This window comes from Halostagnicola alkaliphila, from assembly GCF_055379965.1.
The window spans coordinates 45,910-72,185 of record NZ_AP043825.1; the positions used below are offsets into that span (position 1 = coordinate 45,910).

The window sequence follows — 26,276 nt, forward strand, 5'->3', positions numbered from 1 at the left end:
GGGAAGGGTACCGCCGAGTAAATTCAGTTCTCGTCCACAATTGCGTTGATCGCATTCAATGCACCTTCGATGTCTAACCGCTTGGACGCATAATTCGAATTTAGGAGTTTTTCTGGCAAATACCGATCGTGCTTGTCAATGATTTTGTTCTCCACAGTTTCGGCTAGCTCGGCTGGTTCCGGGGGCTGTGCTGTCGAAATCTCACATAGATCGTCGAACAGTTCTGACGGCAGACAATTTCTGACCTGCAACGTCATACCTGCCTTTGAGGCCTTATAGCCCCTCTCTGAGAGAAGCATATGTATCGTATTCACCACACGGTCACCTGCCCAAACGAACAGAACTGTATGCTTCCCCTGTCGGATCAAATTCTGATTCTCTAGATCAAGCCGTTTAAAGTGAACTCGTCCTTCTTCAAGCAAATCTTCCCCCTTCGCGTCTAAATACTTCGGAACCTCCGTGCTGGTGTACGTAGCAAACATTTCCTCACGGATACGAGTATGAACGAGCGCTCCTTCCCCACCAAACTTCGGTACCTTCCCCCCAGGAGCTGGTTTCAAGAACGCAATTTGCTTCTCTTGATCCACCGACTCGACTTCCCAACGCTGTCCACCAAATATCAGCAACTTACCATCCACCAAAGGACTCGTAACCGGGAGTGTCCCGATCGTTTTCTCATTAGCGACGAGACGGTACTCATCCGGACTCCAGAACGCGGCATAGAAATCGTAGTGCCCGGTGACCTTCTCGCCGGTCAACCCCATTATGAGATCACCATCACCCGCTTGATTGAGTAGATCCTGGTCTGCAAGCCCCCGTAGCAACGATTTAAACTGAGGAATCGTGATTTTATCAAACGGCCCCGTTTGACACAAAACACGGTAGGCAGTCTCCGTTCTGATCCCACCGTTCTCAGCAACGAGCGAGAGAAGTTGTTGAATCAACGTCGAGAGTTCCAACGCATCCAGATTCGGTGGTTCGTACCACTTCTCAAGTAATAAGTCAACCATCGCAATCGTCTGAACGAGTTCAGGGCGTAGTGTATCCTCAAGTGGTGTCGAATCAGTAATCTCCGGCTCTTGCACATACACTCGCAAGACTGCAGGGTTATCTTTCCGTCCAGATCGGCCTAATCGTTGCCGCATACTGGAAACGGACGGCGGTGAACCGATTTGGCCGATACTGTCCATCCATCCAATATCGATTCCTAATTCGAGCGTACTGGTACAGATAACCGTTGCAGGTGCTTTCGAATTTTTCAGCAGTCGTTCGCTTTCTTCCCGAATCTCTTTGGACAGACTTCCGTGGTGTGCGTAGAATTCGTTCGGAACACCCCTATCCTCTGAGACTCGCTTCAGCAGATCAGTGTAGAGTTCAACATCCATCCGACGATTTGCGAAGACAAGATTGTCCTGTCCACGAAGGGTTGTGAAGATCTGCTCGGCAATACCAACAACTGTCCCCGAGGAGCCATCCTCGTCTTCTTCGTTACTTCCGTTGTTCTTATTTTCGCACCCTTTTACCAGAAGCCGGATTTCCTGTTGGTTACCATCAGGCTCAATAATCTCAACTTCGGAGCCTGCTTTCGGACGCAAGAACTCTGCGGTCATCACATGATCCCCGATTGTGGCAGAAAGCGCAACACGCGGAATCCACTCGCCTTTGGCTTTCTCAATACGATGGAGAAGGGACTGAACCTGTTTCCCTCTGGGTGTCCCGATGAACGCGTGTATTTCATCAATTACGACGTAAGAGACGTTCTGTAACGCTTGATGGAACACCGATGGTCGACGAAGAAACAGCGCCTCCACTGACTCTGGGGTGATTAGAAGAATCCCGTTCGGCTCGTCGAGAGCTTTGTGCTTCTTGCTCGAAGAGACGTCTCCATGCCATCGGTGAACGGGTAGATCACAAGCATCACAGAGCTCTTGGAGACGGTCATACTGGTCGTTGATCAGTGCTTTCAACGGGGAAATATACACAACGTCGAACCCCGAACTGGGGCTCTGAGACGATTCACGCTGAACCGTAATCTCTGAGAGGATCGGGAGAAACGCAGCTTCGGTTTTTCCTGACGCGGTGGGAGCTGACAAAATAACGTCCGAATCACCGTCTAATACGACAGGGATCGCTTGTTCCTGAATTGGACGAAGAGTCTCCCAGCCTTGCTTCCAAACCCATCGCTGCATCGACTCGTGAAGAAGCTCAAAGGATTCCGTCTGACGAGACGTGTCTTCATCATCACTAGAGTTCGAAGTTGGCAAGATCATCACCCTCGTCGTCCCCAGCGGACTCTGAATCCTCGGCCTGAGATGGTTCCATACCTTCTGACTCGACCTGGATATCCCCGATCAACTCTTCCCACGAAACCTCGGGATTCTGCTCTAAGATAGCGAGAAAACTGAGGAACTCTTTGATCGTGTTTCGAGGAGTTTGGAAGTACGCGGCCCCGATTTGGTCATTACAATGGCGCATAAACGCCTCTACTGCTTCATCCGGGATAACATAATTATCAGGATCCCCGCCAGCGTGAATATGACGAAGCTTTTGGAGAAGCACAAACATATCTTCCTGTGTGAGGCTGGAGAGACGGATGACAGGCCCACTCATATCCACTAGTTCATCCGAAGCGAACGTGCTTTCAGCCAGCCGCGTTTTCAACGCGTCATAACTGTACAGACCACGTTTTGTATCGGTGAGGAAGTCCGGCGTTCCCGCAAAGAGAAAGCCGAGACCAACCGTTTGGCCTTGCAGCCCGTCATTCACAATCGATAGTAGCTTCTCATAGTTGCTTTTCCGCGCCCCTGTGTGGGACAGTTTGTAGAGGTTCACCATCTCGTCAAGATTGATCAACAGCCCCTCATAACCTGCCAAATCAACGAATCGAGCCATCAGCTTCGTCATTTCATACCAGTTCGAATCGTCAATAATCGGAACGCGTGTATCCAGAACCTTCCGCGCCTCTGTTTTCGTGTTGTACTCACCACGCAACCACCGTAACGCTGCATGTTGCAGCTCATCATCGTTCTCCTGATGCCCTTCCCAGTACAGAGCGATGATGTCCGTGAACGCATACCCCGCAACAAGTTCTGAAAGTTCGTCTAACCGATCCCGGATGACTTCTTCAGTCGGGACATCCTGATTGGTCGCTTCACGATTGGCCTCCGCGATGAATCGCTCAACAATACTTCGAAGTGCTCCACCGTCCGGTGTTGCGCGAGTCGAAAGGTTTTGAGCTAACTGTTGGTAAAGCGCACGACCATGCCCTGACGTTGACCGGAAGCGCCGATCGGGTGTCAAATCTGCATGCGCCGTGACGAGCCGTTTCTCCAACGCGATTGACCGCATCAAATTGAGGAAAAACGTCTTCCCTGACCCGTATTCCCCAATAATGAACCGAACTGCGGACCCCCCGTCAGCAATCCGATCTAAGTCGTCTGTTACGGCCTTCACCTCTTTCGCACGCCCGACTTGGATATGTTGTAAGCCACGCCGGGGTACAAGACCCGCTTGGAGGGACTGAACGATTGCATCACGGTCACGGGCCCGAATCGTTGCTGCTTCGAGGTCAGACTTATCATCGCTCATTCTAACATCTCCTCGGACACTTCTTCATTGACCATTATCTCATCAGCTCCTTCAATAACGGGTGTTTCAACCAGTTCGAATGCATAGTCATTTATCACTTCCATTGCCGCTCCAGGGAACAACCCTTGTTCACGAGCCAACTCTTCTACCTCCTCTCGATCCCACTGCTGCTTCTGCGAGAGTGCAGCGAGGAACAGGCGGTGGTCCTCATCTAACGGCTCTATCTCGCTGTCCGTAGAGCTCGACTCTGGATCAGGAGACTGATCCGCTAGTGGCTGGGACTCCTGTTGTGCATCTTCTTCCTCTTCATCCTCGAAGATATCGGCGAGGAACGCACTCACCTCTTGACTTTCTTCGAGGGTCGTCCTCACCCGATCCTGATCTAATTCGATTCCAGACGTCTCCGGTTCCTCCGCGGTCTTCGGTTCCTCTGCAGTCTCCGGTTCAGGAATTTCGTAATCCTCACTGGTCGACTCTGGCTGTTGAATAGTCACTGGCTCGTCATCTGCTTCGGATGAACTGGTCTGAAGCTGATGAACGTGCGTGTGAACCATCTCCTCATCTAATCCCAACATTGGATATATCTTCGATAGCTCCTGAATCTCGTCCGAATCAATATTCCCATCGGAGCACGCAAGAGCGGTTAGAAATTTCGCAATCCGCGGCTTTTGTTCATCCGGAAGATCCTCAGCACGCTGCCGGACACCGTGCAGAGTCGGCGAATCAAGAACAAGCCACCTCCGATGGGCCTCCAGTCGTAACCGGTCAGAGTCACCTAATTCGAGGAACGATCCGAGGTTTTCTGCGAGGTACTCCGTTTGCTCAGGTGCTACCTCATCGTTAGCTAATACAACTTTGACGGCGAGCTTCTGAATCAGTCTGATACCTTCTGAAACCGCAGACGTCTCAGCACTCGCCTCGGGTGGCAGCCGGTAGATCACTGCGGGATCACCCCATCCGCGGGACGGAGCAGAGAACCGGGTATCCGGCTCTACACCAAATCCAAGCTTCTCGAGCAGATTTGCAAGCCGACGCAGATCACGTTTCCGAACATCTCCACCCGAGTCGACAGGCCAATGTTCAAGTAACAGATCGAGGTCCGTCTCGACCATTTCAGATCCGCCCAACTCATTTTCAATCGCCCGGATACAGTCAGTCAGTGGCTCAGATTGATGATCATCGAGAAGCGATTCGGGAAGGAATGATAATGCCTCTAGACTGTCTCGATCATCGCTTTTCCCGACGTGTCGAGAGTACGAGTCTAACTCATCACAACACTCGTTAGCCAACTCCTGCATGGCTTCTAGCGGCTCCGACAGGGCAGCAATATCCGGCAGACCATCAATCTCGATTTCCCCTAAGTCCGGCAGTGAACGACTGGCAGACCTATAGCTAATCGTGAGAGGTGCTGTATCGAGATCCTCCAGCAATCCCTCCTCAAAGCGTCCTTCGTACTTTTCAAAGAATAGCGACTTAAACTCCTCCTCGCACCGCTTCCCTGGCGTCCGTAAATACGTGTTCGACGATCGCTCAAACCACTCAAATGCAACTTCAGGATCAAGCGGCCCCTCCTCGGCAATCTTGCGGCCAATCCTCACCCGTTCCCCTAATGGAATCTCTCGTCCTCGACTCGTATGAGAAATCTTCGTAAGAGACCCAGGGTCGTATTTAGCGCGCACCGCGTTCAAAAACCGCGTTGCGTACCCCGGGAAGGAACTCTCATCAGCATAAACTTCTAGCAACTCCTCCACCTCTGCAAGGATGCGTGGAATCTCAGAACGCGCCTGACTCGAATGCTGTGCATCAAAAAGCACCCGTCGTTCGAGACCATAGAAAAACAGGAACACATACCCGATATCTACGTCGGGATTACGCCGACCATTTGCCAACCACTCAAGATACGTCGCTCGACAACCCGAATCAATACTCGAATACAACGGCCAATACGACATTCGAGTCCCATCCGGATCAGACGCACTAGCATCAACATCAAGCGTCGGATTGATCAGACACGCATCTACTCCGTGAACCCCATCAACCGAACTTAGCTCCGTCCCAATGTAAACCATCCCACCAGGAATCTCATACCCATTGATTGAGACCTCCTCTCCGGGCGGAACCCACGCTTTCGAAGACTGATCAAACATCTCTTCCTCGTCGAGTTGCGACCCAACCGAAACCTCGCCTCCATTACCGACGGACACCTCCATAGTGAAACCAGCCGAGGTATTTGCGCTTCGGCGTTCTGACTCCGACGGAGTCTCATTCGGCTTTGCTTCATTTACCGATTCGGACTCTTCAGTGTATTTAGCAGTGAATTTGCTCTCGTCCATCAATAAGTACCTCACCCCCTCCACAAACCCAATCAGGCCAGGAATCAGCGTCCAGAAAAATAAGAGATAGAGGACACCCCAACCGTATGATCGTAGATAGAACCGATGAGCGCCAAACAAGCCAAGAAAAATGGCGAGCAAGGCCGCTATCGTTTTTGATTTCGATGTCATCTCTTAGACCCACCCTGATCTGAGAACGGTATTGAACACCCAAGCGTTTCCAATGCGCTAGCCCCATCCATAGTTGCTGTAAGAGTTTAAACAGCAAGACCATCAATCCTTCCCAATTTCCGAGTAGAATGACCGAGGTGAATCTACGACCACGTCGACGGCGACCTCAGCTTTGCCCGCGGTATCTACGAGAACTTCGAACTCCTCGCTGAATGTGCCCACGTTTGGGGCGTTCAGACTGACCCGGAACAGGGCTCTTGGGAGCGTAACCGTTGAAATCTGGAACAGATGGAGCGTGACGCCCCGCTCCTGATTTACCGCAACTCGGAGAGCCGGTACACTGCGACCGGGCGCGTGGGACCGATGGCACACACAGAACACGTCCGCGACGAGTATTGGGACGGTGGCCCGGCACTTGACGTCTACGTCGTGGAGAGCTACGATGATTCTCTCGATGTAGAGTCAGAGACGATCAACCAGTTACTTGGTTATGAGGAGTCGTTCTGGCCACAGGGGCTCTGGCGGGTGAGCGACTCCTCACTGAAATTATGCTATTTCAGAGAGTTCTCTGATGAGTAGTCATTCAGTGACCACTTCGGTTCCAAGAACTCGGGTTTAATTAAAGCCTTCCAGTTATACAATATGTGTATATCTATCATAACAATTGCGCTGTATGGAGCCTATAGACCGAACACACTCAAAATTTACAGTGTGGCCGTTACACAATCAATTCGTCTATCACATCACGATGGGTCCGCACTGTTGTTACTGAAACGTTTGCAGCCTCTGCAACAGCCGACTGAGTAAGGCACCACCCGTCTTCACGTCCTGCTTTGTACAAGCAGGCAGCAGCGAATCCCGATGGACGAACGCCCGTCGTAATACCCGCTGATTCCGCCCGCTCAGCCAACTCTGTCGCTCGGTGACGAATCCGATCAGGAACCTCGAGTTCCGAGGCAAGCCGGGGCACGAACTCGCGCGGAGTCACAGGCGTAGCTGGAAGTCCGAGTTCCGTGTTCACCGTTTTGTATGCGTTCCGAACTCGCCAGTGTTCGACCCGTGCGAGGTCCGTCACGTCCTCGAGCGTACGCGAAAGTCCATTACACCGACAGGTACCGTAGACGCTCGCCGCCGCCACCGCTTCGATCGATCGTCCAGGGAGCAAGTCTTCGTTTTGTGCACTACGGAAGAGCTGGCACGCTTGATCACGAATCGTCTCAGACAACTCGAGCACACCTGCGATTCGGCGGACTTCACCGAGTCCCTGTGCAAGATTGCGCTCAGCTTTCGACCGAAACCGCCCTCGAGAGTGTTCACGTCGCATCCGAGCGACCTGCCTTTGTTTTCGTCCGGAGAGCGTCCTCCCATTCGCACCAGCCCCATGTCCGATTTCAGTCGACAGGCCTCGGTCGTGTCGCGCTACGGTGAGTGTTGCACCCGTCCGTTTGCGCTCGTCGCGATCACACGCTCGCCATTCGGGGCCGTTATCGATTTGCTGCTCGTCGACGACGAGGCCACACTTTTCGCAGACGATTTCGACCGCGTTGGTAGCGACCCGACCACCACATTCAGGACAGTAATTCGAGTTGGAGTTAGCCTGTTCATCTTCATCGAAGTCCGTCTCATAGATTTCTCTGGTTGCCATGATACTCACGAGAGGGCACGCAGATCGCGTCTTTCCGAGCGCCCCTCACCCATCAGGGGGCAGAAAAACACCAGCGGTGCGGTGCTGGCGCAGTAGTTTGCTGTGGCGAAAGCCCGGCGGCTCTATGAGCCGCCCGGACCGTGGAGGTCGGGTGGGGCGGTGGGAAGCGGGTGAACGGGCATCAGCAAAAAAGAAGGCCGCGTTAGCAGGCTACTCCCACCACCGACCGCGCTCGGGGAATAGGACGGTGCTCCAGCCAGTCAGGGCTACTGAGACGCGCCCCTGATACCAGTTCCGCGCTGCTCCGTGAATCCGCACGCGCTCGCCCTCTTCCATCCACGGGGCATCCGATGCTTTCCAACTCGTGAATTTCGTCCGACCGCTCTCGTCTTCGATGAGTCCGACCTGGGCAATGGCCGGACTCGATGGCTCCCACAGCTGTGTAATCGTTCCCTCGATGCTCACCTCCTTCCGGTTCACATCCTCGACGTGCCCAATCGGGATCACCTGCCCGGGCGCCGTCTGGAGCTCCTCGAACACCTCAACAACCGCGCTCATCAGGTCCTTCTCGTTGATGACCGCCTCGGCCAACTGCCGGCTGATAGCCGCCCGTGACCATCCATTCAATTTCTCGGCCAACCGCATCGACTGTTCGTTCACTGCACCCAACTGCTCCTGCTCGAGTTCTGCACGGGGATCGTCCCGCTCTGGATCCGCCAACGGATCCACGCTCGCTCTCCGTTTCTGAAAAGCCATCCGCCACTTCGCACTTCGTTTTGCCGCGATATCTCGTGTTCGCTTCTCTCGACCCTCTTGCATCCCGAATTCGGCCTGGGAACTGATGCGCTCCAACTCAGCCTCCCGCGCCTGAATGCGTTCTTCTTGCTCGAGGGTCTTCCCGAACAGGTGATCCGGTCCTTCTTCGACCCGCGCGTCTGGGTGGTTGGAATCGACCTTTGCTTGCACTTCCATCTCGACCGTTGCCTGAAACTCCGGGGTCTCGTCGACGACTTCGAAACCGTCTTCGTTGTCCTCGGCTTCGTCGTGTTTCTCGAATGCCTGTTCATCGACCGAAACTACATCACTGGTGACGTTCTTACTTGACATTGGAACTCACTGGTTCCGAAGGCGCTCACTCAGCGTCTTCTTCCGACACCACGACTCTCCAGCCGTGGCTATCTACACCGACCAACTATCCATCACGCGCTCTCGCTCGCGCCTTCGTGAGCGCCCTCTGGGCGCGAGCGAGAGCGCGCCCAAGGGAGGCCACATAACCAGCACCGCGCGCAGACCCGCCCGGAGCGAGCGTCCAGCTGTAAGCCGTTTCTCGTGTCCGGCCCGGACTGCGGGGCCGTGTCCAGGGTGACTGTCGGCGAGAACGCGCGCCGCAGTGTGGCGCGCGCCAGCGCAGGCGGCACCAAGCGCTGGAACGCGAAAGCCCGCGAGGGGCGCAACCGAAAACGCGCTTAAAGCTGGCGCCGAGACCAGACGCCCGGAACGGTGAGCGAGCGGTGCGGATCGGTCACCGCAGCCCGGACTGGTCGGTCGCGAGCGAAGCGAGGCGTGACCGGAGGGAACGCCTCGAAGCGAACGGCGCAGCCGTGAGCAACGCTGAGGGCGGAACGCTGCGAGCGGGGCGGACCGTAACGAACCACCCGCTCAACCGGATTCAACGCTCGGAGATCCAGCAGACATCCTGGTGGACTCAGGAAGGGCGAGACCGTTTCGGTCGTCCCTCGACCCTGCAAGCACCACAGGAACGAGGAGCACAGAGTGGGTCGGAGGATGCCGAGCGGGCGAGGGCTTTCACCGTGTTATTCACTCCTCGAGTTTCAGTTGGATTAGACGATCCTGTTGCAAGGTAGCGAAGTTATTTATACAACAGTTCGTAACTATGCAACAGAATGCTCACTGAAAGCGAGCTCCACGCGCTTGCCGCCCTCCACGGTGAGCAGACAGTCTCCGAACTCGCAACCCAACTCGACCGTAGTCTCAGCTACACGTCCGAACTCGTCGAGAGCCTCAAGACGACTGGATTAGTCGAGACGCGTCGAGAAGGGAAAACAAAGCAGGTTCGACCATCGGACGCAAAAGCACTCGAGATCCTCGCAGACATCACCCAAGAGTATTTTCACATCGAGTGGCCTGAATTGCTGTCGGGCGCAACGCTTCGTGTCCTCTACTATCTCGAGACACCGCGTGCCGCAGCGGACCTAGCATGCCAGGCCGGTGTTCACAGGAGTACCGTCCATCGCGCCATTAATCCACTCCAGCATCGAGGGATCATCTACCAGACCAACGAGGGTGCATATGCGCTGAATGAGGGATTCGAACAGTTGAGTACGCTTGCTCGGGAACTCGCCCACCACGACCATCGCCAGACCGTCGAACAACACACCGATACCTACACCATACTCTGGGAGTCCCTCGACGAGTTCCTCGTGCAGACCGCCAACGAAATCACCGGCGATGACTTCATCCCGACCGGGCCAGAGCAGTTCCAAGCCTACGACCTGCCCCTCCTGGCCCGCGACCGCCGGTACTCCCTCTATTCGGAGTCTATGAGTGACCTCTCCCCGGCGATACTGTGCTGTCACATGCTCGTGATTGATTCAGGGGCGCGATCCCAGTCGTACTGCCTGCTCTTGCTCAGCCACGTCGACGTCGACCGTGACGAGCTGCGTGACCAGGCCGTGAAGTACGTCGTCGACGATCTCGTCGAGGATCTGCTCACGTATCTCGACACGAGCGGTGAGCAGCGGACGTCTCGACTTCCCGAGTGGGAGGATTTTCAGGACCTGGCTGAGGACTACGGGGTGACAGCATGAGGGCGCGGTTCGACAGTTCGTATATCCGGTCGGAACTCGAGCACATCGGCCAGCAGCTCGACGAACCGCTCACCGTCTTCCTGATCGGCGGTGGTTCGATGGCGTTCCGTGGGCTCAAGGATACGACCAAAGATATCGATCTCATCGTCTCGTCCGGCGAGCATCTGGGACAGCTCCAGGCAGTACTCCTCGAATGTGGATACGATATCGTTCGGGAACCTGATGACGAATACGAAGCGCTCGGTGCCCAGCGAATCCTCGAGAATGAGGACGAGTGTCGTATCGATGTCTTCAACCAGCAGGTGATCGACAAACTGGTTCTTTCTGAAGGGATTCGCCAGCGGGGCGAGCGGTATCTTGACCCGGGTAATCTTGTGGTCGAGCTCGTGAGCCCAGAAGATATCTTCCTGTTCAAAGCGGTCGCCGGACGGGTAGACGATATCGAAGACATGTTTTCGCTGATGCAGACTGGTCTCGATTTCGACGTCGTCGAAGCAGAACTCGCTGCGCAGATCGGACTACTAGAGCAAGAGTTGTTCGTGACCTACGTGAACGAAGCGTTGACTGATCTCACCGAACAACATAACGTGATGACACCGTTGCACGACCCCGTCGCGGAGATTACAGGGCGCGTCTACGAGGAACTCGAAGTGCTTCATGCCCTCGACGAACCAAAATTGATTCCCACCCTGCAGCAAGAACTCGATTGCTCTACGGCTGAACTACAGGATATCGTGAAGCGTCTCGAGGAGAAAGGCGCTGTCGAAGGAACCGATGACCGCATTGAGCGGCTTTCGACGACGATCTGACGTCAGGGATATAGGACTCTTTTCCGTTGAGCCCAGGTGATGCACCTCGTTGGATACATTTCCTATCCATGGATAGGAATTCTCCCCAATCGATATGAGACACCGGAACGAGCCTCATCACGGTTTCAACCGATGTATCCAGATTGGGGAGCCTCTGACAACTATGTCTTTCACCAAGAACGCTAAAAGCGCACTGAAAAACAGATTTCCCTTTAAGTGCTTCTCGTCACAAGGTATTGATATAGCAAGGGACGTTCTCCTGAATCCTCACTTTCGAGAGCCACAACCCGGTCAATCAGGGGGAGTTGCATAGGGTTGTTCATCTAGAAGGCGCTCGAGATCGCTTCTTCCATAAGGTGTTTGTCTGAATACGGTTTATTAGGATTTGTTTTCTTGAAAGCCGATCCCCAAGGGACTGCATGGGGTGCTTGTAGAATCCATCTATCGCCCCCAATTGATCCTCGAGCAAAGGGGTGCCATGGAGTTGTTTGTAGATATGGTAGGGGGAGTCATAGAACGGTACTCATACCCACTCTGTGACTAGCCGACGAACGGTAAGTACAGGTGACACAGTTGTCAGAGTGTCTCTCCTTCCATTGACTATCTGTTAAGACAGAGTGCGGAATATAACGGTTGAAAGATCAAGTGGAGGTCTCGGAGACTGGGAAGAGAATGATGGATGTCTACTGGTACGCCTCAAATTCTTTCCCGTAGATGGCAAAGTATATGACTCCGACTATTCCGATAATCGATGCGATCGTGAACGCAGTTTCGGGAGTTACGTACTCCCAGAGCACTCCCCCAAGCAAACCGCTGGGGATTACGATAGCTCCCCGCACAAAGTAATATGAACCGGTGACTCGACCACCTGCTCCCCGTTCTGCTGGACCGACGATCAACGCCTTGTGTGCTGGGAGGCCAGCAAATCGCAATCCGGAAAACGCGAACAGGGCGATCAGAACCCAGACGTTCTCTGGCGCAAAGATCAGCATTACCGGGAACGCGGCGTAGACAAAGAACCCGAAACCGACGACCGGTTTAAGACCGGTACGTTCGGCGATCGTCGCCGCCGGTGCCATTGTTAGGAGTGCAACAAGCATCTCAATCCCCGTGAGTACCCCGAACAACGCTGCTGGAGCCAGATCGATTGCACCGACTGCAGGCACGTTCACTGTCCAGCCGATGTCCATTATCTGCGTGATCACCAGGATGAAGAACACGTACACCATCCCGTTGGCGAATCGAACGAACGTATCCGCCACGAGCAGTGGCCGCAACGGTTCCGGGAGCGCTCTGAGATCATCGAGGATCTGTCCGAAGCCTTCGAACTCGGAGCCCACGGAATCTTCTTCGGCCTCGTACATGACGTGCTGGACGATCGTTCCGAGAAGGGCGAAGACGATCCCGATGACGAGTACCCACAGGAACCCCGGCATGAACTCATCGGCGACCAACACCGCGACGATTAGCGGGGCGAGCAGGAAGGCCGTCCGCCGGAACGTCTCCGTGCTAGCGAACCCGCGGGCCAGTCGATCCGGTTCCGTGGCCTGCTTGACGATGGCATAGTGGCCGCCGATGCCGAACGACTTCCAGCACTGAGCGAGCAACAGACCGACGAACACCCACACCCACGGCTCGATGGTGAGGATACCAAGGTCGATGGGATCAACGAAGACGGCTGCCAGCCAGATGCCGAACCCGATCGCCGACAGAAAGCCAAAGACAGTCAGGGCATAGCGAGAACCGACACGATCTGAGATTACGCCACCGTAATACGGATACACCGCACCGATCACGTTCCCAAACGAGCCCCAGATTCCGACAACGAGCCCTGAGGCCCCCAGAAAGACGAGGTACTCCGACAGGAACCGGTTGGTCATCTGGAACCCGAGACTGAACGCGAACATCGCCAACGAGAGGACGAGCACGTCCCGTTTAAGCGAAAAGAACTGCTGAAACGTATCTAGTGGGCCCGTTTCATCTGCCTCAACTGTGACTTGTTCTCTAGCCATTGGTGGTTTCGTTTATCGTTGTGTGCCCAATAGGTCGATTCGATCGAAAAAGTCCTCGACACGCTGCTGTATCTCATCGCGTTGAGATCGAACAGCGTCCAGATCGTCACCCCCAGGATGGACAAGCTCCCATCTTTCTGTCGTTCCATCCCAGTCATCGGGGGCAAATTCGTCGATCGAACATCCCATCGTGACAATGTATTCAGTGTCAGTGATGTCATTTTCCGTGATTTCGCGTGGTTGTCGATCACTGATGTCGATTCCCACCTCGTTGAGCACCGTAATCACGTCCTTGTGAACGTGATCATGAGGATCGATCCCGCCAGTAACAATGGAAATTGTATCCTCAAGTTGCCGCTTACTTTGCTCTTGTTCGCCGAACGCGGTCGCCATCTGACTGCGACCGGCGTTCCCGACACAGACGAACGCTATTTTGGTCATAGGCCTACATCACGGGTCGGGAATAAATATATTCTCCTATACGGTCAATCGATATAGATTTGCCGACGGCGGTACTTTCCCATACTGAGGCTCACAGACAAACTATGACCGGCCGGAAAAATGCGATGCTCACGACAGAAGACCGGCGGTGGTTAACGGGTGAAAAAAGCTACGAGGGTGAACACGCGAAACAACAGCGCTACCAACGCCGTCGAGATATTCGGGAACGCGTGTACAATTCGTTGCTCGATTTCACCATCCTGTTCGAGTATCTTGAAGCGGATGAGCGTGAGAAGTTGTTTGGTACGGCAGGGACAAAACAGACGACACTTACGGACAATCGGAAACTATCCAACGGTGTTCGTGACGCGTTCGCGTTTCTTCTACATAGTACGGGAATCAACGCAAGACTAAGCACAGACGCGAACAGACCAAGCCCGGTTGCGGACCAGTTGCTGACCGAGGCGTTTCATCGGGTAGGTCGGCGAGAGGGAAAGCTCGTCCAGAACGTGGACATCGACATCGATGCAGTGGAGCTCCCGCAGGAATCACTTCTAGAGGACTTAGCGGCTGGAAACGAACTGTCATCACACGAGCTTAAGATACTGCTCGAAAGCGAGGACGTAGACACACGAGAAGTTCAGGAGCACATTCGCAAACAGGTGTTTGACGGATGATCATCAGTGGTATACAAAACACTGGTACTCAGGCACGACCAGGCACAGCAACACTACTAATCCAGTCAGTCATGGAGGAGAACTAATCAATGACGACCACGACACCGACCGAGATGTTCGAACGGGAACTACAGAAGCTCTATCACGCAGAACTGGAAATCCTCGATCTTCACGCGGATCTCGCGGAAGCCGCGGCGAGTGAAGATGTCGAGGTGCTCTTTACGGATCACGAGAAGGATACGGTCGAACAAATCCATCGGATTGAGAGAATGTTCGAAGAGTTGGACGAAGAGCCACAAGCCGCAGGAAGTCCCGTTATGGAAGGGATCCTCGCAGAGAAAAATGAAATCGTCTCGACCGATGTTCCGCCAGCACTCCGCGATTTGGACGTGTTGAGCACCGGGATGATGAATGAACGGTTCGAAATCACGGTGCTCGACCGACTCTTACTGTTGGCGGCGAACTTAGAACTCTCTGAGGAAATTACGACGGAGCTGGCGGCAAACCGCCAAGAAGCGAGGGCTGCACTCACCAAGATGGAAGCAATCGTTGAACGACGGCGGATCGAATAGTCTAAAGAATCCTGTATGACAGACCTCTGGCGGCCGGAACAGAAGTTGAAGCGACTCGATACGCAGATAGCGTATAATTCAGAACAGATCTATTTCCGGTTTCGATGGGATCAGCCGAACCCGGGTGGCTGGATTCACGATATGCTAGTCTACCGCGATGGCGAGTGGACGCAGTTCGCCGATCCCTCACCCTGGATCGCTGAGACCGATACGCACGAACATACCGGGTTCTACGAAGATCGCGTTAGTTTCCTGCTCGATGACGGTTCAGTGAGAGGGTTCGAGGAGTTCGGAGGGTGGCTGACCGTCCATACAGGAATGCGGTCTCTGCCCAGTGAGGTATCCGAACAAACCGTTCGAGAGCACGATCACTTTGGTGACGACGGCCTCGGGAAGACCGATATTCGAAAGTACATTCCACAGGCTGCTGAAGGGGAATGGTGGGAGAACGACTGGCGACAGATCAGATCTGAGACGGAGCTCGACCGGCTCAAACAGGACGGCGTCTTTCTCGATCTCCCGATGTGGCGAGCTCATCGGAGCAATCCGAAGGGGTACGGAACTGACCACCACGTCCTCGACTATCGCCATAGCGATCAGGGCCAGAACACATACACGACACAGGACTGGGATCCTGTAGACGGTCCCGAGTACATGTGGGACCCCGATGTCGTCAAAAACGGCGCACTGGACTATCACGAGATTCAGCAGGGAACCTTTCCAGATCAGCAAGACGGTACGTACGCGTTAGAACTGGAGGATGCGGTTGAATTCGATCCCAGCGTCGCCGAATGGGAGGGAGCGATGATTCCCCGACGTCCGCTTCGAGAACCCCAGGGCAGCGCGGCAGACTGGCGAGGGACTGGAACCTGGGACGATGGGGAGTGGATCGTCGAGATGTGGCGTGACCTACAGACCGACCATCCGGCGGATACGAAGCAATTTGAGCCAGGTGGCATCTACACTTGGACTCCAGCGGTTCATCACGGTGCTGGGAAGCGCTGGCATTGGGTCGCGTATCCGTACAAACTCGGCCTCGGCGTCAAGCCGGACTATCGCGGCGAGTCCCATTCCCATGGAACGACTGAACTCGTAGCCAAAGCATTCGACGGGGAAAGACCCGATTGGGGCGAGATTACAACCTACACTATTCCACTCGTTTTCCCTGGTACACTCGACTGGACCAATCTCACTAGCGATAGTCACATCATGAGTGAGGAGATCCGGAATGCGGAGATAACGATGTGGGAGTTCTATGAAAAGGGTCCAGAATCGTTTCTCGAATAACTAGAGGGGATGTGTATACCCCAATTCACGGACAGGTGATTGCCGTTCAATACGCACCTGTAGTGAACGGACAGTTCAGTCCGAATGGGGCGAAAAGAACCCTATGTAGATCGTTCTATGACACCTCTACAAGACTCAGTTGTTGTCTCCGACGAACTGCCGTGCACGGATCCAGATCGAGTCGTCTTGATCAGTACTCGTCTCATCCACCCCGGGATCCGAAGCCTGGTCACGACGCTCGAGTGCCTCCTGACAGTCACTGAGTTGGTCTCGAAGCCTTTCATTGGTCGCCTCAAGGCTCACAATACGGTCATCTTTCTCCTCGAGTGTTACCTCGAGATCGTCGACGCGGTCGGTCAATAGCCGATTCTTCTCGAGCAGATACGCATGATTTCGTTCCGGTTCGTCACGGCTACTAGCGGCCGACGACTCGCTCCTTTTGGAACTCAGTTCACTCGAGTCATCTCGAGTGTCTGGATCGTAGAAGTCGGAGGTGTTCGCAATCGCCCGTTCGATAGTCTTCTCCCCATACGTCGACCCGTCGGCGTAGTGGGCATCATCCCACTTCTCCCGGAGCAGTCCTGATTGGCGAAAGAGCCGATCCACTCGAGTGTGGTCGCCACCGGTCCAGAACGCCAACAGATAGCACAGCGCACTCATGTTATTGGGTATCTGAGTTGCAAGTTGCAAGCAATAATTCGAAGTCCTCGATGACGGATGTCAATTCAATCAGGGTATCTATGTCGGACTCACGGTCACGAAGGAGTTGATCGGCAAGTGCGACAAAACCTGATGGGTGCTATCGTGATGGACCATTCGCTCGGTCATTGCCTTGCGAATGAGTCCGAACCGACTGATGCTGGTCGTCCATCTCAGAAAGAACACGTCGACAGACATGATCAAACCAGTTGCATTGAGGCTATTTTCCACCATTCTTTTTCATTCGAATGTTAAATAGTAAAGACTTATTACCTCATTCACATAATAGTTTCCACTAAGGATTTGTGTAGATAATTAATACAAGTAATCTAAATGAATTACGAGGACAGCGCTTACTTCCAGTGCCAACCCAAACAGATTGGGAAGTTGCTTTGGGAATATTTTGATCGCAACCTCGAGGAGGATTATTCGACAGTTCAGCAAGCTATAGTCGCCATTAGAAGACACTGCTCAGAAATTGTTGCTAAATATAATAAATGAGCTCGACAAAGGGTTCAAAAGGTCCTCAATATTGTAGAAGAAAAGAAGCCGACACAACGGCTTTTAGTGGCTGCAAAGTATGAAAACGGCACGACACAGACTGCACTAGTCGAGTGTACGACGTTGAGCAACGAACAATCTATAGAGACTTAACACTGATAAATCGTATGAGCAAGCCGTTACTGACACTCACCAATCTGAAAGAAGGCTAAAGCCCCCAAAAAGTGAGAAGAAATCTTCCACGGATATCCTGAAGACATCGAGCTTGACGCGACGGCGTTCGTCCACCAAGATCTTGACGAAACCAACAATGTGGAATGTTCAATCTCAAGTTGTCGATGGGTGCTCAAAGAACGGAATTGTGTTATCAAAACCACGCTGTACACCGCCGAATCTGGCATTGATGAGCAAGAGACGTTCCGTGACAAACTTAGAAAAGTCGCGAGAATGGACGTTGCAGCAGTCTGTATCGATCAAGGCAAGAAATCCGTGCAAGTTGAACCGTCTGCCGCATGGCTTCTGTGCGGCACGCGGTCGGCCGTCGAACTCCCTGGACAACGCGACTGGACGTGTCTGTTTGGCGCGATCACCTTCTTCAGTGATCGCTTTTTCTCTCGGGTTCGAAGAGTACGTGACTGCTGCACACACAAAATTTCATTTATCTATCATGCAAAGAATTCGAAGAGGACTTGGTCGTCGTGATAGATTAAGCGCCGTACTTTCATGCATCGGCCGTCACAGATTGCGAGTACGTGACGACCTTGGCTTCGTCACAGTACCGGCGTACTCTCCGAGACCAAATTCTGTTTAGCAGTGCTGGAGGCAAATATAAATGGCTTTCAGCAACTGTTCTTCGAGTCACTTGTTGAACTTACAATAGTGATCGATATGCCCTCGGCCAACTCTAAATCCTAAGGATGAGTTATTATTTCTAATGCGCAAATGATTATTTGACTTTGAACATTGAATGGAGGCCATAGTATGATAGAAACTAAATTCATGAAAAGTATATCTCTCACACGACAGTATTTAAGTCACGAAAAAGCGTTGTTGGACATCCCAGGGCCACAATTCACACGTCTGGTGATTTCTCCCCAGTAGTAGGAGCCGCAGTTTCAGGTGAATTGCGTGAACCACTACATCGTACAACAAATCGATTGCTCACTTCGGAACCGCAATAATCAATATCCCGACAATAGAGAAGACGGCCTGTGAACCGGCGAGAGCTACCCGGTTATTGACTCGTGTAAGCACTGGGAGCGGGCGTGTCGAATTCAATCCGTACGAGAGGACGAAGACACCGATAACGACGAATATCGTCGCCCACAGAGTGTCTAGAGATGGGCTATCAGTGACTAACGCAGGGTTGTAGACGAATGCGAACGGGAGTGCGAACACGGGTGCCGAGATCTTGATTGCTTCCAAACAACTCCGCCAAAAGTTTGATTCCGCGATCCCGCTCGCGATGACGATCGCCGGGGCAATCGGTGGTGTAATCGCCGCAAGAATAGCAAAGTAAAGGACGAAGAAGTGCGCAGAAAGTTCGGGAATACCAAACGAGATGAGGTTCGGTGCGACCAACAGCGCGACGACGAGGTACGACGCACTAGTCGGCATTCCCATTCCCAGGATGATGCAGAGAATCATCGTCAACACCAACAAGATTGCCAGAATGCCACCGGAGAGGTCAATGAGCGCGAACGACAACGTCGCTGGCAGTCCGGTAGTGAACAGGGTATCGACCAACAGTCCGATGGCTGCGACGACGATCGTCAGTGGAGCGAGCGTATGCAGTCCGTCGTACATTCCGCCCGATAGTTTCTCAACTGCGTCGCGTCCCGACGCTCGTACCGACGTGCCGTCCGAATAATGGTTGTCAATCACGGTGAACGCACAGCCGGTAAGGACCATCACGCCCGAGGCGTACATCCCCGCTCGCATGACCGTGGTCTGAACGTATGCAAGGTAATAGAATAACACCACTAACGGGAGTACGAACTGGGCAATCTCGAGCACGGTGTATAGAACCGATCGCGACTCGCGGTCAGCATCAATCCACTCCCCAAGCTCCGGAACTCGTTCAATCAAGGTTTCTCTGTCAGTCGAGACGCTAACATCATTTTTTTGATCGATCTGGTAGACAGAAATGGCAATTGTCATATAGAAGATTAGCGCGGGGACGGTCGCAGCGACGAAGATATCGACCAAGGGGCGAGCGAGAATGTCCGCCATGAGAAATGCCGCAACACCCATTACTGGCGGCAGGATTTGGCCGCCCGTCGAGGCCACCGATTCGATCGCTGCTGCTTGCTGTTTCTTGATGCCGGTGCTCTTTAGCACTGGTATCGTGAACGAGCCCGTGATCGATGTATTGGCGAGGGCGCTTCCGTTGATCGAGCCAATTAGCATGCTGCTGATGACTGCCATCTGTGCGATGCCCGATTCGATGTACTTCGACACCCAGAACGAAAGGCGAATAATTAGTCCGAAACCGCCGAACAATCGGATGAGCCCAGCGAACAACAGGAACGGTGCGACCATCGTCCCCATTACTTGTGTGAGGTCTCCGTAAACGCCCTGGATACCGAGCATTCCGACTTCGAGCCCGCGTTCGTAACTCAGGCCGGCGTGAGAGAACCACGACGGAAACAGGGTACCGAACTGGCTGTAGACGATGACTGCAACGATCATCGACGCGAATCCGAGTCCGTACGCATCGTAGGTCAGATAGATGATTGATGCGATAAATGCGGTTGCGACGATGTAATCGAGTGTCGTGGAGTAGCCGACCCTGACCGACTGCAGTTCCTGGAAATTCCAGATGATGTATGCGGTCGTCACGACACCGATTATGAGCGATAGCGTGAGCAGTACGAGGCGCCGATGCTGTCCGTCTTCGGCCGCCTCAGCGATTGTTTCCAGACAGTAGACCGTGAGCGCGAAGCCAAGAACGATGACACCAAACATCGCCTGGGAAATTTGCCATTGCAAGGTGTGCCAGGTGACGAACCCCCAAAACAGAATTGCGAGCGCGTAGACGACCGACGTGGCGTCTACTTGCCGTGCGATCCTGTTAGGAGACTCCATGAGACGAGTAAACATTATGCGTATTGGTACTCATTACCCCCCTTATTCAAGAACGTTTCTATCCGATAACCGCTCAAAGGGAGCCAACGTTCCACTCGTCCGTTTCGGTGCCACGGTCTTCGAACACGTTTGCAGCACCTGGATGAACGGGAAGTTCGTCGAGGAATCCGCTGTGGAGATTATCGCCCTCGTTGTCAAGGATGGAGCCGTACGCTTCCTGAACTTCGGCCCAGTTGTCGAACCAAACTTCGACGACGTGCTCGGCCAGATCCTCGGAAACGTGGTCTGCGAACACGATGTTTGCGACGTCAGTCCACGCGAGCACTTCGTCTATATCGTCGAAGGGCTCCGGAGAGATCATCTGAACTTCCGGCGACGGAAGGTCCTCGACGGCTGCTTGCTGATCGTCACTCATCGTTAGTGCTTCGACATCGACACGGCTTTCGAGATCTTGCATTCCACCGGAGAGATTCGCGCCCAACAGCGTGGTGTAAGCACCACAGGCGTCTACTCGTCCCTCATCGAGTGCGGAGCCGAAGTCGCCAAGGGGGATATCTCGATAGTCGTATTCGTCATAGATGCCAAGTTCTTCGAAGATTGTCGCTGTTAATTGGTAGAGGGCAGAGCCTGATCCGAACGTCGTTATTGTCTCGTCGACGAGATCGTCATACGTTTCGATATCGCTGTCAGCTCTCGTGAGCATAAAACACTCAGACGACGTCGTAGAGAATCCAAGATAAGCGGAGTTGTCCGGCGCCTCATCTGCGAACGGTCCGCGTTCCTCGACGGCATCAAAATGAATGTTGTTTGATAATATTGCGATGTCATACGTATCGCCGAGCTGCCGGGCGTTGGCAACCTGTCCATCAGAAGCTTGTGCGGAAACTTCGATCTGGTCGCTGTGGTCCCGGAGCACACTCTGTAGCGCTTGGCCGATCGAGAAGCTCGTCGTCCCCTGTTCGCTGGTTCCCATTACCCAGCTTTCTCCGTTATCGCCGCCCATACATCCCGCAATTGCAGCCGTTCCGACTGCCGCAGCACTGACCAAATACTGTCGTCGGCTCTTCGTAGTGTTAGTCATGATTGATCTTGCGATACCTTACCATGAATAGAGTACACATATATAATTTTCTATTTTATGGACTTCGGCGAGTTCGCGTCCGGTACACGCAAAGTCATCGTGTGCGATCAGTTGGACGCCCTCAAGTAATACGTGCACTCATCACACTACATTACAATTCAAGTCCGCTGAAAAATCCACGGCTCGAGCGATTTGATTACTGCTCTAACCATCTGTTCCTCGTGCTGAATCCGGAAAGCACACGGGATTTACTGTGAGTAAATGCGGTAGTTTTGATTTCCCCATTTTTATTGACTGTGAAAATTACAACAGTATGTGTGTAAATTCCTGGTCGTGAAATACTCGAGCAGCGCCGACCGATTTCTATTATATGTGAACCACTCGATATCGGGTTTTTCAGCACCATCATGTCAAACCGATCGGTTTACTGCTGGTAAATTATTAATCGCGGCTGCACGAGAGAGTTGAATAACACGTCACGTCCTACTCGAGCAGTTTCAATTGCACCGCAATGAGGGGCTAAACGCACCTTCATGGTCACAAAATCGCGTAGGTGCCATCAACTGTTCCCTCAACAAGAACGCCTCGTGTGGTTATCGATAGCCAACAACGTTCACCAGCAGCAAAAGATATTCGCTCCGTCTCTTCGATTACGACGAGTTCACGACCTCGTCATCAAGTAATCGCTCGACCATCGACTTCTCGAAACCGAACTCGGCAAGTACTTCCGACGTGTGTTCACCGAGTTCGGGTGCAACGTTTTCGACTTCTCCCGGTGTTTCGGAGAATTTAACCGGCGGTCCGGTCGCGATTACCTCGGATCCGTCGACGTCGTCAACTCGCCGGAGCGTTCCACGTTCGTGAAGATGTTCATCGTGTGCCGCCTGTTCGACCGTTTGGAGTTCAGCCGCCGGAACACCGGCCGCAACTAATTGTGCTATCAGTTCCTCCCTATCAAACGAGCGGAATTCGTTCTCGAGTACTTCTGTGAGTTCCTCTCGATTCTCGAGACGCTTGTCGTTCGTTTCGAATCGAGGGTCGTCGATCCAATCGTCCCGATCGATCGCGTGTGCAAATCGTTCCCATAGACCCTGAAACGGCGTCGCAAGATAGATCGGATCCGTTCCGGTTTCGAAGGCGCCAGACGGCGCATAGCTATCCCACGCGTGACCCTGACGCTGTGGTACTTCGCCGGTCATACTGTACTGTGTATACCAGTTCCCCAGATACGTCGCCGCGGTATCGAAGAGGCTGGTCTCGACCTTCTGTCCGGTACCCGTCTCGCGAGCGTGCCAAAGCGCCAGCACCATCGAAAAGGCGGCGTACGTTCCCGTCCCCGAATCGATCGTTGGCGCACCGATACGTGATGGTTTACGATCGGGTTCGCCGGTCGTCCACATCATGCCGGAAATCGCTTGTGCAAGAGGGTCGATACCCGGGCGGTCGCGGTACGGGCCGTCCTCACCGTAGCCGGTGACGGAACAGTAGACGAGCTGCGGGTTGATCTCGGCGAGTGTTTCGTAGTCACAGCCGAGGTCGGCCATCTTCCCCGGTCGATTGTTGTGGATGAGCGCATCGGCGTCTTCGACCAGTCGGTGGAGCACGGCCGTTCCCTCGTCAGATTTGAGGTCGACGACGATCGACCGCTTGTTGCGGCTGACGTTCGGAAACGCGGATCCTTCGGCGAGCCGACGTTCCGTCGCGCCACCCGGTGGTTCGACAGAAATCACATCTGCACCGAAATCCGCGAGAAGGGTCGCAGCAGTCGGTCCAGCTACCCCTTGGGATAGGTCCAGTACGGTCGTCGCTGTAAGCGGTGTCTCAGCCATACACGATATCGTCTGCCATCAGATAAAACGGTTTGGGAACTGGTATCTGTTGTCGTTGCGACTGGCTGCGCTTCGCTCGGAGCGTGAATCGGGGGCGACCTTGGCGTCCGTTCTCGAGTGCCCCGAGTGCCGCAAGGAGAGGACGGTACCGATCGGTCCGCGAGACCGCGTTGCGCGTTCCGCCGAATCAGCCGTCGTGGACGATCTCGTCGCCGACCAGTCGTTCGATCGCGTCGTCGTCGAATCCGAACTCCGCCAGGACGTCTCGAGAGTGTTCGCCGAGCGACGGTGGCCCGCTCTCGATGCGGCCGGGCGTCTCCGAGAGGGAAACGGGCGTCGCCGTGGCCGTGACCTCGGAACCGTCGACGTCTTCGACCTCCTGTAACGTTCCCCGTTCGTGGAGGTGCTCGTCGCGCGCTGCTTCCGCGACCGTTTTGAGTTCCGACGCGGGAACGCCCGCCTCGATGAGCAGATCGAGGAGTTCGTCTCGCTCGTAGTCGGCGAATTCGGACTCGAGTTCCGCGGCGAGTTCGGCTCGATTCTCGGCTCGGTCGTCCCCGGTTTCGAATCGGGGATCGTCGATCCACTCCGGCCGATCGACGGCCTCCGCCACTCGCTCCCAGAGATGCTGGAACGGCGTCGAGAGGTAGATCGGATCGGTTCCCGTCTCGAAGACGCCCGACGGCGCGTAGAGCTCCCAGGAGTGTCCTTGGCGCTGTGGCTGTTCGCCCGTCTTGTCGTAGAGGGTGTACCAGTGGCCCATGAACGCGGCCGCGGTGTCGAACAGGGAGGCTTCGATCTTCTGTCCCTCGCCGGTCGCCCTGGCGTGACGGAGTGCGGGCCAGATCGCGAACGCCGCGTAGATACCGGTCCCGATGTCGATCGTCGACGCGCCGATGCGCGACGGTTTGCGATCGGGTTCGCCGGTCGTCCACATCAGGCCCGACATCGCTTGCGCGAGGGGATCGAACCCGGGACGGTCGCGGTACGGACCGTCCTCGCCGTAGCCGGTGACGGAACAGTAGACGAGCTGCGGATTGACGGCTGAAAGCGTTTCGTAATCACAGCCGAGATCGGTCATCTTCCCCGGTCGGTTGTTGTGAATGAGGACGTCCGCGTCCTCGACCAGTCGGTGGAGTACGTCGGTTCCGTCGTCAGTTTTGAGGTCGACGACGATCGAACGCTTGTTCCGACCGAAGTTCGGCATCGTCGATCCGCCGCCGTACTTCCGTTCGGAGCCGCCACCCGGCGGTTCGATAGAGATGACGTTCGCACCGAAGTCGGCGAGTAACACGCTTGCACACGGGCCAGCGACGGCCTGTGTGAGATCGAGAACGGTAATGTCCGCTAAGGGCTTCCCTCGCATAGTCGACGAGAGCATGCCGGATGACAAAACGTTTTGGATAAGACGCCAACTATCATACGATAATCAATCACACGGAACAAACGAACGAATAGCAGTTAGCTGGCCCGGCCGACGGAGCAGCGAAACGGAAATCGGAGATCGGTAACGTAGCGTCGCAATTCAGCTAAAACCGGGCGCACGCTACTGCGTCTCGAGGAGACCTTCGATTTTCGCTTCCTCGTAGCCGTACTCGGCGAGCACCTCGCGCGTGTCGGCGCCGACTTCGTGTGGGCCGTGTTCCACTTCCGCCGGCGTCTCGGAGAACCGAGCGGGACAGGTGGTGGCGATTACGTCCGAGCCGTCAACGTCTTCGACGTACTGGAGCGTCCCGCGCTCGTGCAGGTGCTCGTCGTGAGCGGCCTCCGCGACCGTCTTGAGCTCCGACGCGGGAACGCCCGCTTCGACGAGACGATCGAGGAGTTCGTCGCGCTCGTAGTCGGCGAACTCCGCCTCGAGTTCCTCGGTGAGCGCGTCGCTATTCTCGAGTCGTTTGTCGTTCGACTCGAACAGCGGATTCTCGAGCCAGTCGGGTCGGTCGACCGCTTCCCCAACGCGCTCCCAGAGGAACTGAAACGGCGTCGCGAGGTAGATCGGCTTCGTCGCCGTCTCGAAGATGCCGGCGGGCGCGTACGTGTCCCACGAATCACCCTGTCGGTGTGGCTGCTCGCCGGTCTTGTCGTAGAGGGTGTACCAGTGGCCCATGAATCCGGCCGCCGTGTCGAATAGCGATGTCTCGATCTTCTGGCCCTGCCCGGTCGCGCTCGCGTGACGGATGGCCGCGAGCATCGCGAACCCGGCGTAGATACCGGTCGAGAAGTCGGCGACTGACACGCTAATACGGGCCGGCTTGCGGTCCGGTTCGCCGGTCGACCACATCATGCCGGACGTCGCCTGCGCGAGCGGGTCGACCGCCGGACGATCGCTGTAGGGTCCGTCCTCGCCGTAGCCGGTGACGGAGCAGTAGACGAGTTCCGGGTTGATCTCGGCGAGGGTCTCGTAGTCACAACAAAGGTCGTTCATCTTCCCCGGTCGGTTGTTGTGAATAAACGCGTCTGCGTCCTCGACGAGGTGGTGGAGCGCGGCGACGCCCTCGGGCGTTTTCAGATCGAGGACGACTGAGCGCTTGTTGCGCGCGATGTTCGGAAGCGTGATCCCGTTGCGATAGTGACGGGCGGTCTTGCCGCCCGGCGGCTCGACGGAGATAACGTCGGCACCGAGGTCGGCGAAAATGACACCCGCGGTCGGTCCAGCAACTCCCTGAGATGCGTCTACAAGCGTGATATCGTCTAGTGGCTTCGATCCCATACTTAC

Annotated in this window: 18 protein-coding genes and 2 pseudogenes; 7 read left to right on the forward strand and 13 right to left on the reverse strand. The window is 54.6% G+C overall.

Annotation, left to right across the window (positions count from 1 at the left end):
* Positions 1-23: 23 nt before the first annotated feature.
* The 3 genes from ACZ5C7_RS02395 to ACZ5C7_RS02405 are packed head-to-tail and all read right to left on the reverse strand — an operon-like array spanning position 24 to position 6,092.
* Positions 24-2,270, reverse strand: a complete 2,247-nt coding sequence (locus tag ACZ5C7_RS02395) for a DEAD/DEAH box helicase (protein WP_464375023.1) — start codon at positions 2,268-2,270, stop codon at positions 24-26.
* Positions 2,245-3,588 (reverse strand): ATP-binding protein, encoded by a 1,344-nt coding sequence (locus ACZ5C7_RS02400; RefSeq protein WP_464375024.1) that lies wholly within the window; start codon positions 3,586-3,588, stop codon positions 2,245-2,247. Before ACZ5C7_RS02400 ends, ACZ5C7_RS02395 begins: the two co-directional genes overlap by 26 nt.
* Positions 3,585-6,092: a TerB N-terminal domain-containing protein gene (locus tag ACZ5C7_RS02405; RefSeq protein ID WP_464375025.1), complete on the reverse strand. Its 2,508-nt coding sequence runs from the start codon at positions 6,090-6,092 to the stop codon at positions 3,585-3,587. The genes ACZ5C7_RS02400 and ACZ5C7_RS02405 overlap by 4 nt, the downstream gene beginning before the upstream one ends.
* Before the next feature lie 288 nt (positions 6,093-6,380).
* Between ACZ5C7_RS02405 and ACZ5C7_RS02410 the strand changes: the two genes are divergently transcribed.
* A complete protein-coding gene (locus ACZ5C7_RS02410; RefSeq protein ID WP_464375026.1) occupies positions 6,381-6,671 on the forward strand; it encodes a hypothetical protein in 291 nt (96 codons plus the stop codon).
* A 139-nt stretch (positions 6,672-6,810) separates the two neighbouring features.
* Here the strand turns inward: ACZ5C7_RS02410 and ACZ5C7_RS02415 are convergent, their stop codons facing one another.
* Both ACZ5C7_RS02415 and ACZ5C7_RS02420 read right to left on the reverse strand, forming a co-directional pair.
* A complete protein-coding gene (locus ACZ5C7_RS02415; RefSeq protein WP_464375027.1) occupies positions 6,811-7,737 on the reverse strand; it encodes a transcription initiation factor IIB in 927 nt (308 codons plus the stop codon).
* A 210-nt stretch (positions 7,738-7,947) separates the two neighbouring features.
* Positions 7,948-8,844, reverse strand: coding sequence for a DNA-binding protein (locus tag ACZ5C7_RS02420; RefSeq protein ID WP_464375028.1), 897 nt, complete (start codon positions 8,842-8,844; stop codon positions 7,948-7,950).
* Between the two features lie 797 nt (positions 8,845-9,641).
* On the opposite strand from ACZ5C7_RS02420, the gene ACZ5C7_RS02425 reads away from it, so the two are divergent.
* Both ACZ5C7_RS02425 and ACZ5C7_RS02430 read left to right on the forward strand, forming a co-directional pair.
* The gene (locus ACZ5C7_RS02425; protein ID WP_464375029.1) at positions 9,642-10,565 is read left to right on the forward strand and encodes a helix-turn-helix domain-containing protein; all 924 of its coding nucleotides are present in this window, start codon (positions 9,642-9,644) and stop codon (positions 10,563-10,565) included.
* Positions 10,562-11,374: a DUF6036 family nucleotidyltransferase gene (locus tag ACZ5C7_RS02430; protein WP_464375030.1), complete on the forward strand. Its 813-nt coding sequence runs from the start codon at positions 10,562-10,564 to the stop codon at positions 11,372-11,374. Before ACZ5C7_RS02425 ends, ACZ5C7_RS02430 begins: the two co-directional genes overlap by 4 nt.
* A gap of 683 nt (positions 11,375-12,057) precedes the next feature.
* Here ACZ5C7_RS02430 and ACZ5C7_RS02435 read toward each other — a convergent pair.
* Positions 12,058-13,386, reverse strand: a complete 1,329-nt coding sequence (locus ACZ5C7_RS02435) for an MFS transporter (RefSeq protein WP_464375031.1) — start codon at positions 13,384-13,386, stop codon at positions 12,058-12,060.
* 12 nt (positions 13,387-13,398) lie between these two features.
* Positions 13,399-13,827, reverse strand: a complete 429-nt coding sequence (locus ACZ5C7_RS02440) for an arsenate-mycothiol transferase ArsC (RefSeq protein WP_464375032.1) — start codon at positions 13,825-13,827, stop codon at positions 13,399-13,401.
* A 104-nt stretch (positions 13,828-13,931) separates the two neighbouring features.
* Here ACZ5C7_RS02440 and ACZ5C7_RS02445 point away from each other — a divergent pair, with 104 nt between their 5' ends.
* The 3 genes from ACZ5C7_RS02445 to ACZ5C7_RS02455 all read left to right on the forward strand — a co-directional run bounded on the left by ACZ5C7_RS02445 (position 13,932) and on the right by ACZ5C7_RS02455 (position 16,363).
* The gene (locus tag ACZ5C7_RS02445) at positions 13,932-14,504 is read left to right on the forward strand and encodes a hypothetical protein (protein ID WP_464375033.1); all 573 of its coding nucleotides are present in this window, start codon (positions 13,932-13,934) and stop codon (positions 14,502-14,504) included.
* Between the two features lie 89 nt (positions 14,505-14,593).
* Positions 14,594-15,076, forward strand: a complete 483-nt coding sequence (locus tag ACZ5C7_RS02450; RefSeq protein WP_464375034.1) for a DUF892 family protein — start codon at positions 14,594-14,596, stop codon at positions 15,074-15,076.
* Between the two features lie 15 nt (positions 15,077-15,091).
* Positions 15,092-16,363, forward strand: a complete 1,272-nt coding sequence (locus ACZ5C7_RS02455) for an ethylbenzene dehydrogenase-related protein (protein WP_464375035.1) — start codon at positions 15,092-15,094, stop codon at positions 16,361-16,363.
* Between the two features lie 135 nt (positions 16,364-16,498).
* Here ACZ5C7_RS02455 and ACZ5C7_RS02460 read toward each other — a convergent pair.
* Positions 16,499-17,017 (reverse strand): annotated as a pseudogene (locus tag ACZ5C7_RS02460) (phage NrS-1 polymerase family protein); the annotation flags it as partial.
* Positions 17,018-17,593: 576 nt separating this feature from the next.
* Here ACZ5C7_RS02460 and ACZ5C7_RS02465 point away from each other — a divergent pair.
* Positions 17,594-18,478 (forward strand): annotated as a pseudogene (locus ACZ5C7_RS02465) (transposase).
* A gap of 246 nt (positions 18,479-18,724) precedes the next feature.
* Here the strand turns inward: ACZ5C7_RS02465 and ACZ5C7_RS02470 are convergent.
* From ACZ5C7_RS02470 to ACZ5C7_RS02490, 5 genes are all read right to left on the reverse strand, one after another.
* Entirely contained in the window at positions 18,725-20,650 is a 1,926-nt protein-coding gene (locus tag ACZ5C7_RS02470) for a TRAP transporter permease (RefSeq protein ID WP_464375036.1), read from the reverse strand.
* 73 nt (positions 20,651-20,723) lie between these two features.
* On the reverse strand, positions 20,724-21,731 hold the full coding sequence (locus ACZ5C7_RS02475; RefSeq protein ID WP_464375037.1) for a TAXI family TRAP transporter solute-binding subunit: 1,008 nt from the start codon (positions 21,729-21,731) through the stop codon (positions 20,724-20,726).
* Between the two features lie 650 nt (positions 21,732-22,381).
* On the reverse strand, positions 22,382-23,560 hold the full coding sequence (locus ACZ5C7_RS02480) for a CaiB/BaiF CoA transferase family protein (protein ID WP_464375038.1): 1,179 nt from the start codon (positions 23,558-23,560) through the stop codon (positions 22,382-22,384).
* A 187-nt stretch (positions 23,561-23,747) separates the two neighbouring features.
* The gene (locus ACZ5C7_RS02485) at positions 23,748-24,926 is read right to left on the reverse strand and encodes a CaiB/BaiF CoA transferase family protein (RefSeq protein ID WP_464375039.1); all 1,179 of its coding nucleotides are present in this window, start codon (positions 24,924-24,926) and stop codon (positions 23,748-23,750) included.
* 180 nt (positions 24,927-25,106) lie between these two features.
* On the reverse strand, positions 25,107-26,270 hold the full coding sequence (locus ACZ5C7_RS02490) for a CaiB/BaiF CoA transferase family protein (protein WP_464375040.1): 1,164 nt from the start codon (positions 26,268-26,270) through the stop codon (positions 25,107-25,109).
* Positions 26,271-26,276 lie beyond the last annotated feature (6 nt).

Coding starts and splice junctions, on each gene's coding strand:
- ACZ5C7_RS02395 (WP_464375023.1), bottom strand. CDS start 2,270: ATGATCTTGCCAACTTCGAACTCTAGTGATGATGAAGACACGTCTCGT.
- ACZ5C7_RS02400 (WP_464375024.1), bottom strand. CDS start 3,588: ATGAGCGATGATAAGTCTGACCTCGAAGCAGCAACGATTCGGGCCCGT.
- ACZ5C7_RS02405 (WP_464375025.1), bottom strand. CDS start 6,092: ATGACATCGAAATCAAAAACGATAGCGGCCTTGCTCGCCATTTTTCTT.
- ACZ5C7_RS02410 (WP_464375026.1), top strand. CDS start 6,381: ATGGAGCGTGACGCCCCGCTCCTGATTTACCGCAACTCGGAGAGCCGG.
- ACZ5C7_RS02415 (WP_464375027.1), bottom strand. CDS start 7,737: ATGGCAACCAGAGAAATCTATGAGACGGACTTCGATGAAGATGAACAG.
- ACZ5C7_RS02420 (WP_464375028.1), bottom strand. CDS start 8,844: ATGTCAAGTAAGAACGTCACCAGTGATGTAGTTTCGGTCGATGAACAG.
- ACZ5C7_RS02425 (WP_464375029.1), top strand. CDS start 9,642: ATGCTCACTGAAAGCGAGCTCCACGCGCTTGCCGCCCTCCACGGTGAG.
- ACZ5C7_RS02430 (WP_464375030.1), top strand. CDS start 10,562: ATGAGGGCGCGGTTCGACAGTTCGTATATCCGGTCGGAACTCGAGCAC.
- ACZ5C7_RS02435 (WP_464375031.1), bottom strand. CDS start 13,386: ATGGCTAGAGAACAAGTCACAGTTGAGGCAGATGAAACGGGCCCACTA.
- ACZ5C7_RS02440 (WP_464375032.1), bottom strand. CDS start 13,827: ATGACCAAAATAGCGTTCGTCTGTGTCGGGAACGCCGGTCGCAGTCAG.
- ACZ5C7_RS02445 (WP_464375033.1), top strand. CDS start 13,932: ATGACCGGCCGGAAAAATGCGATGCTCACGACAGAAGACCGGCGGTGG.
- ACZ5C7_RS02450 (WP_464375034.1), top strand. CDS start 14,594: ATGACGACCACGACACCGACCGAGATGTTCGAACGGGAACTACAGAAG.
- ACZ5C7_RS02455 (WP_464375035.1), top strand. CDS start 15,092: ATGACAGACCTCTGGCGGCCGGAACAGAAGTTGAAGCGACTCGATACG.
- ACZ5C7_RS02470 (WP_464375036.1), bottom strand. CDS start 20,650: ATGGAGTCTCCTAACAGGATCGCACGGCAAGTAGACGCCACGTCGGTC.
- ACZ5C7_RS02475 (WP_464375037.1), bottom strand. CDS start 21,731: ATGACTAACACTACGAAGAGCCGACGACAGTATTTGGTCAGTGCTGCG.
- ACZ5C7_RS02480 (WP_464375038.1), bottom strand. CDS start 23,560: ATGGCTGAGACACCGCTTACAGCGACGACCGTACTGGACCTATCCCAA.
- ACZ5C7_RS02485 (WP_464375039.1), bottom strand. CDS start 24,926: ATGCGAGGGAAGCCCTTAGCGGACATTACCGTTCTCGATCTCACACAG.
- ACZ5C7_RS02490 (WP_464375040.1), bottom strand. CDS start 26,270: ATGGGATCGAAGCCACTAGACGATATCACGCTTGTAGACGCATCTCAG.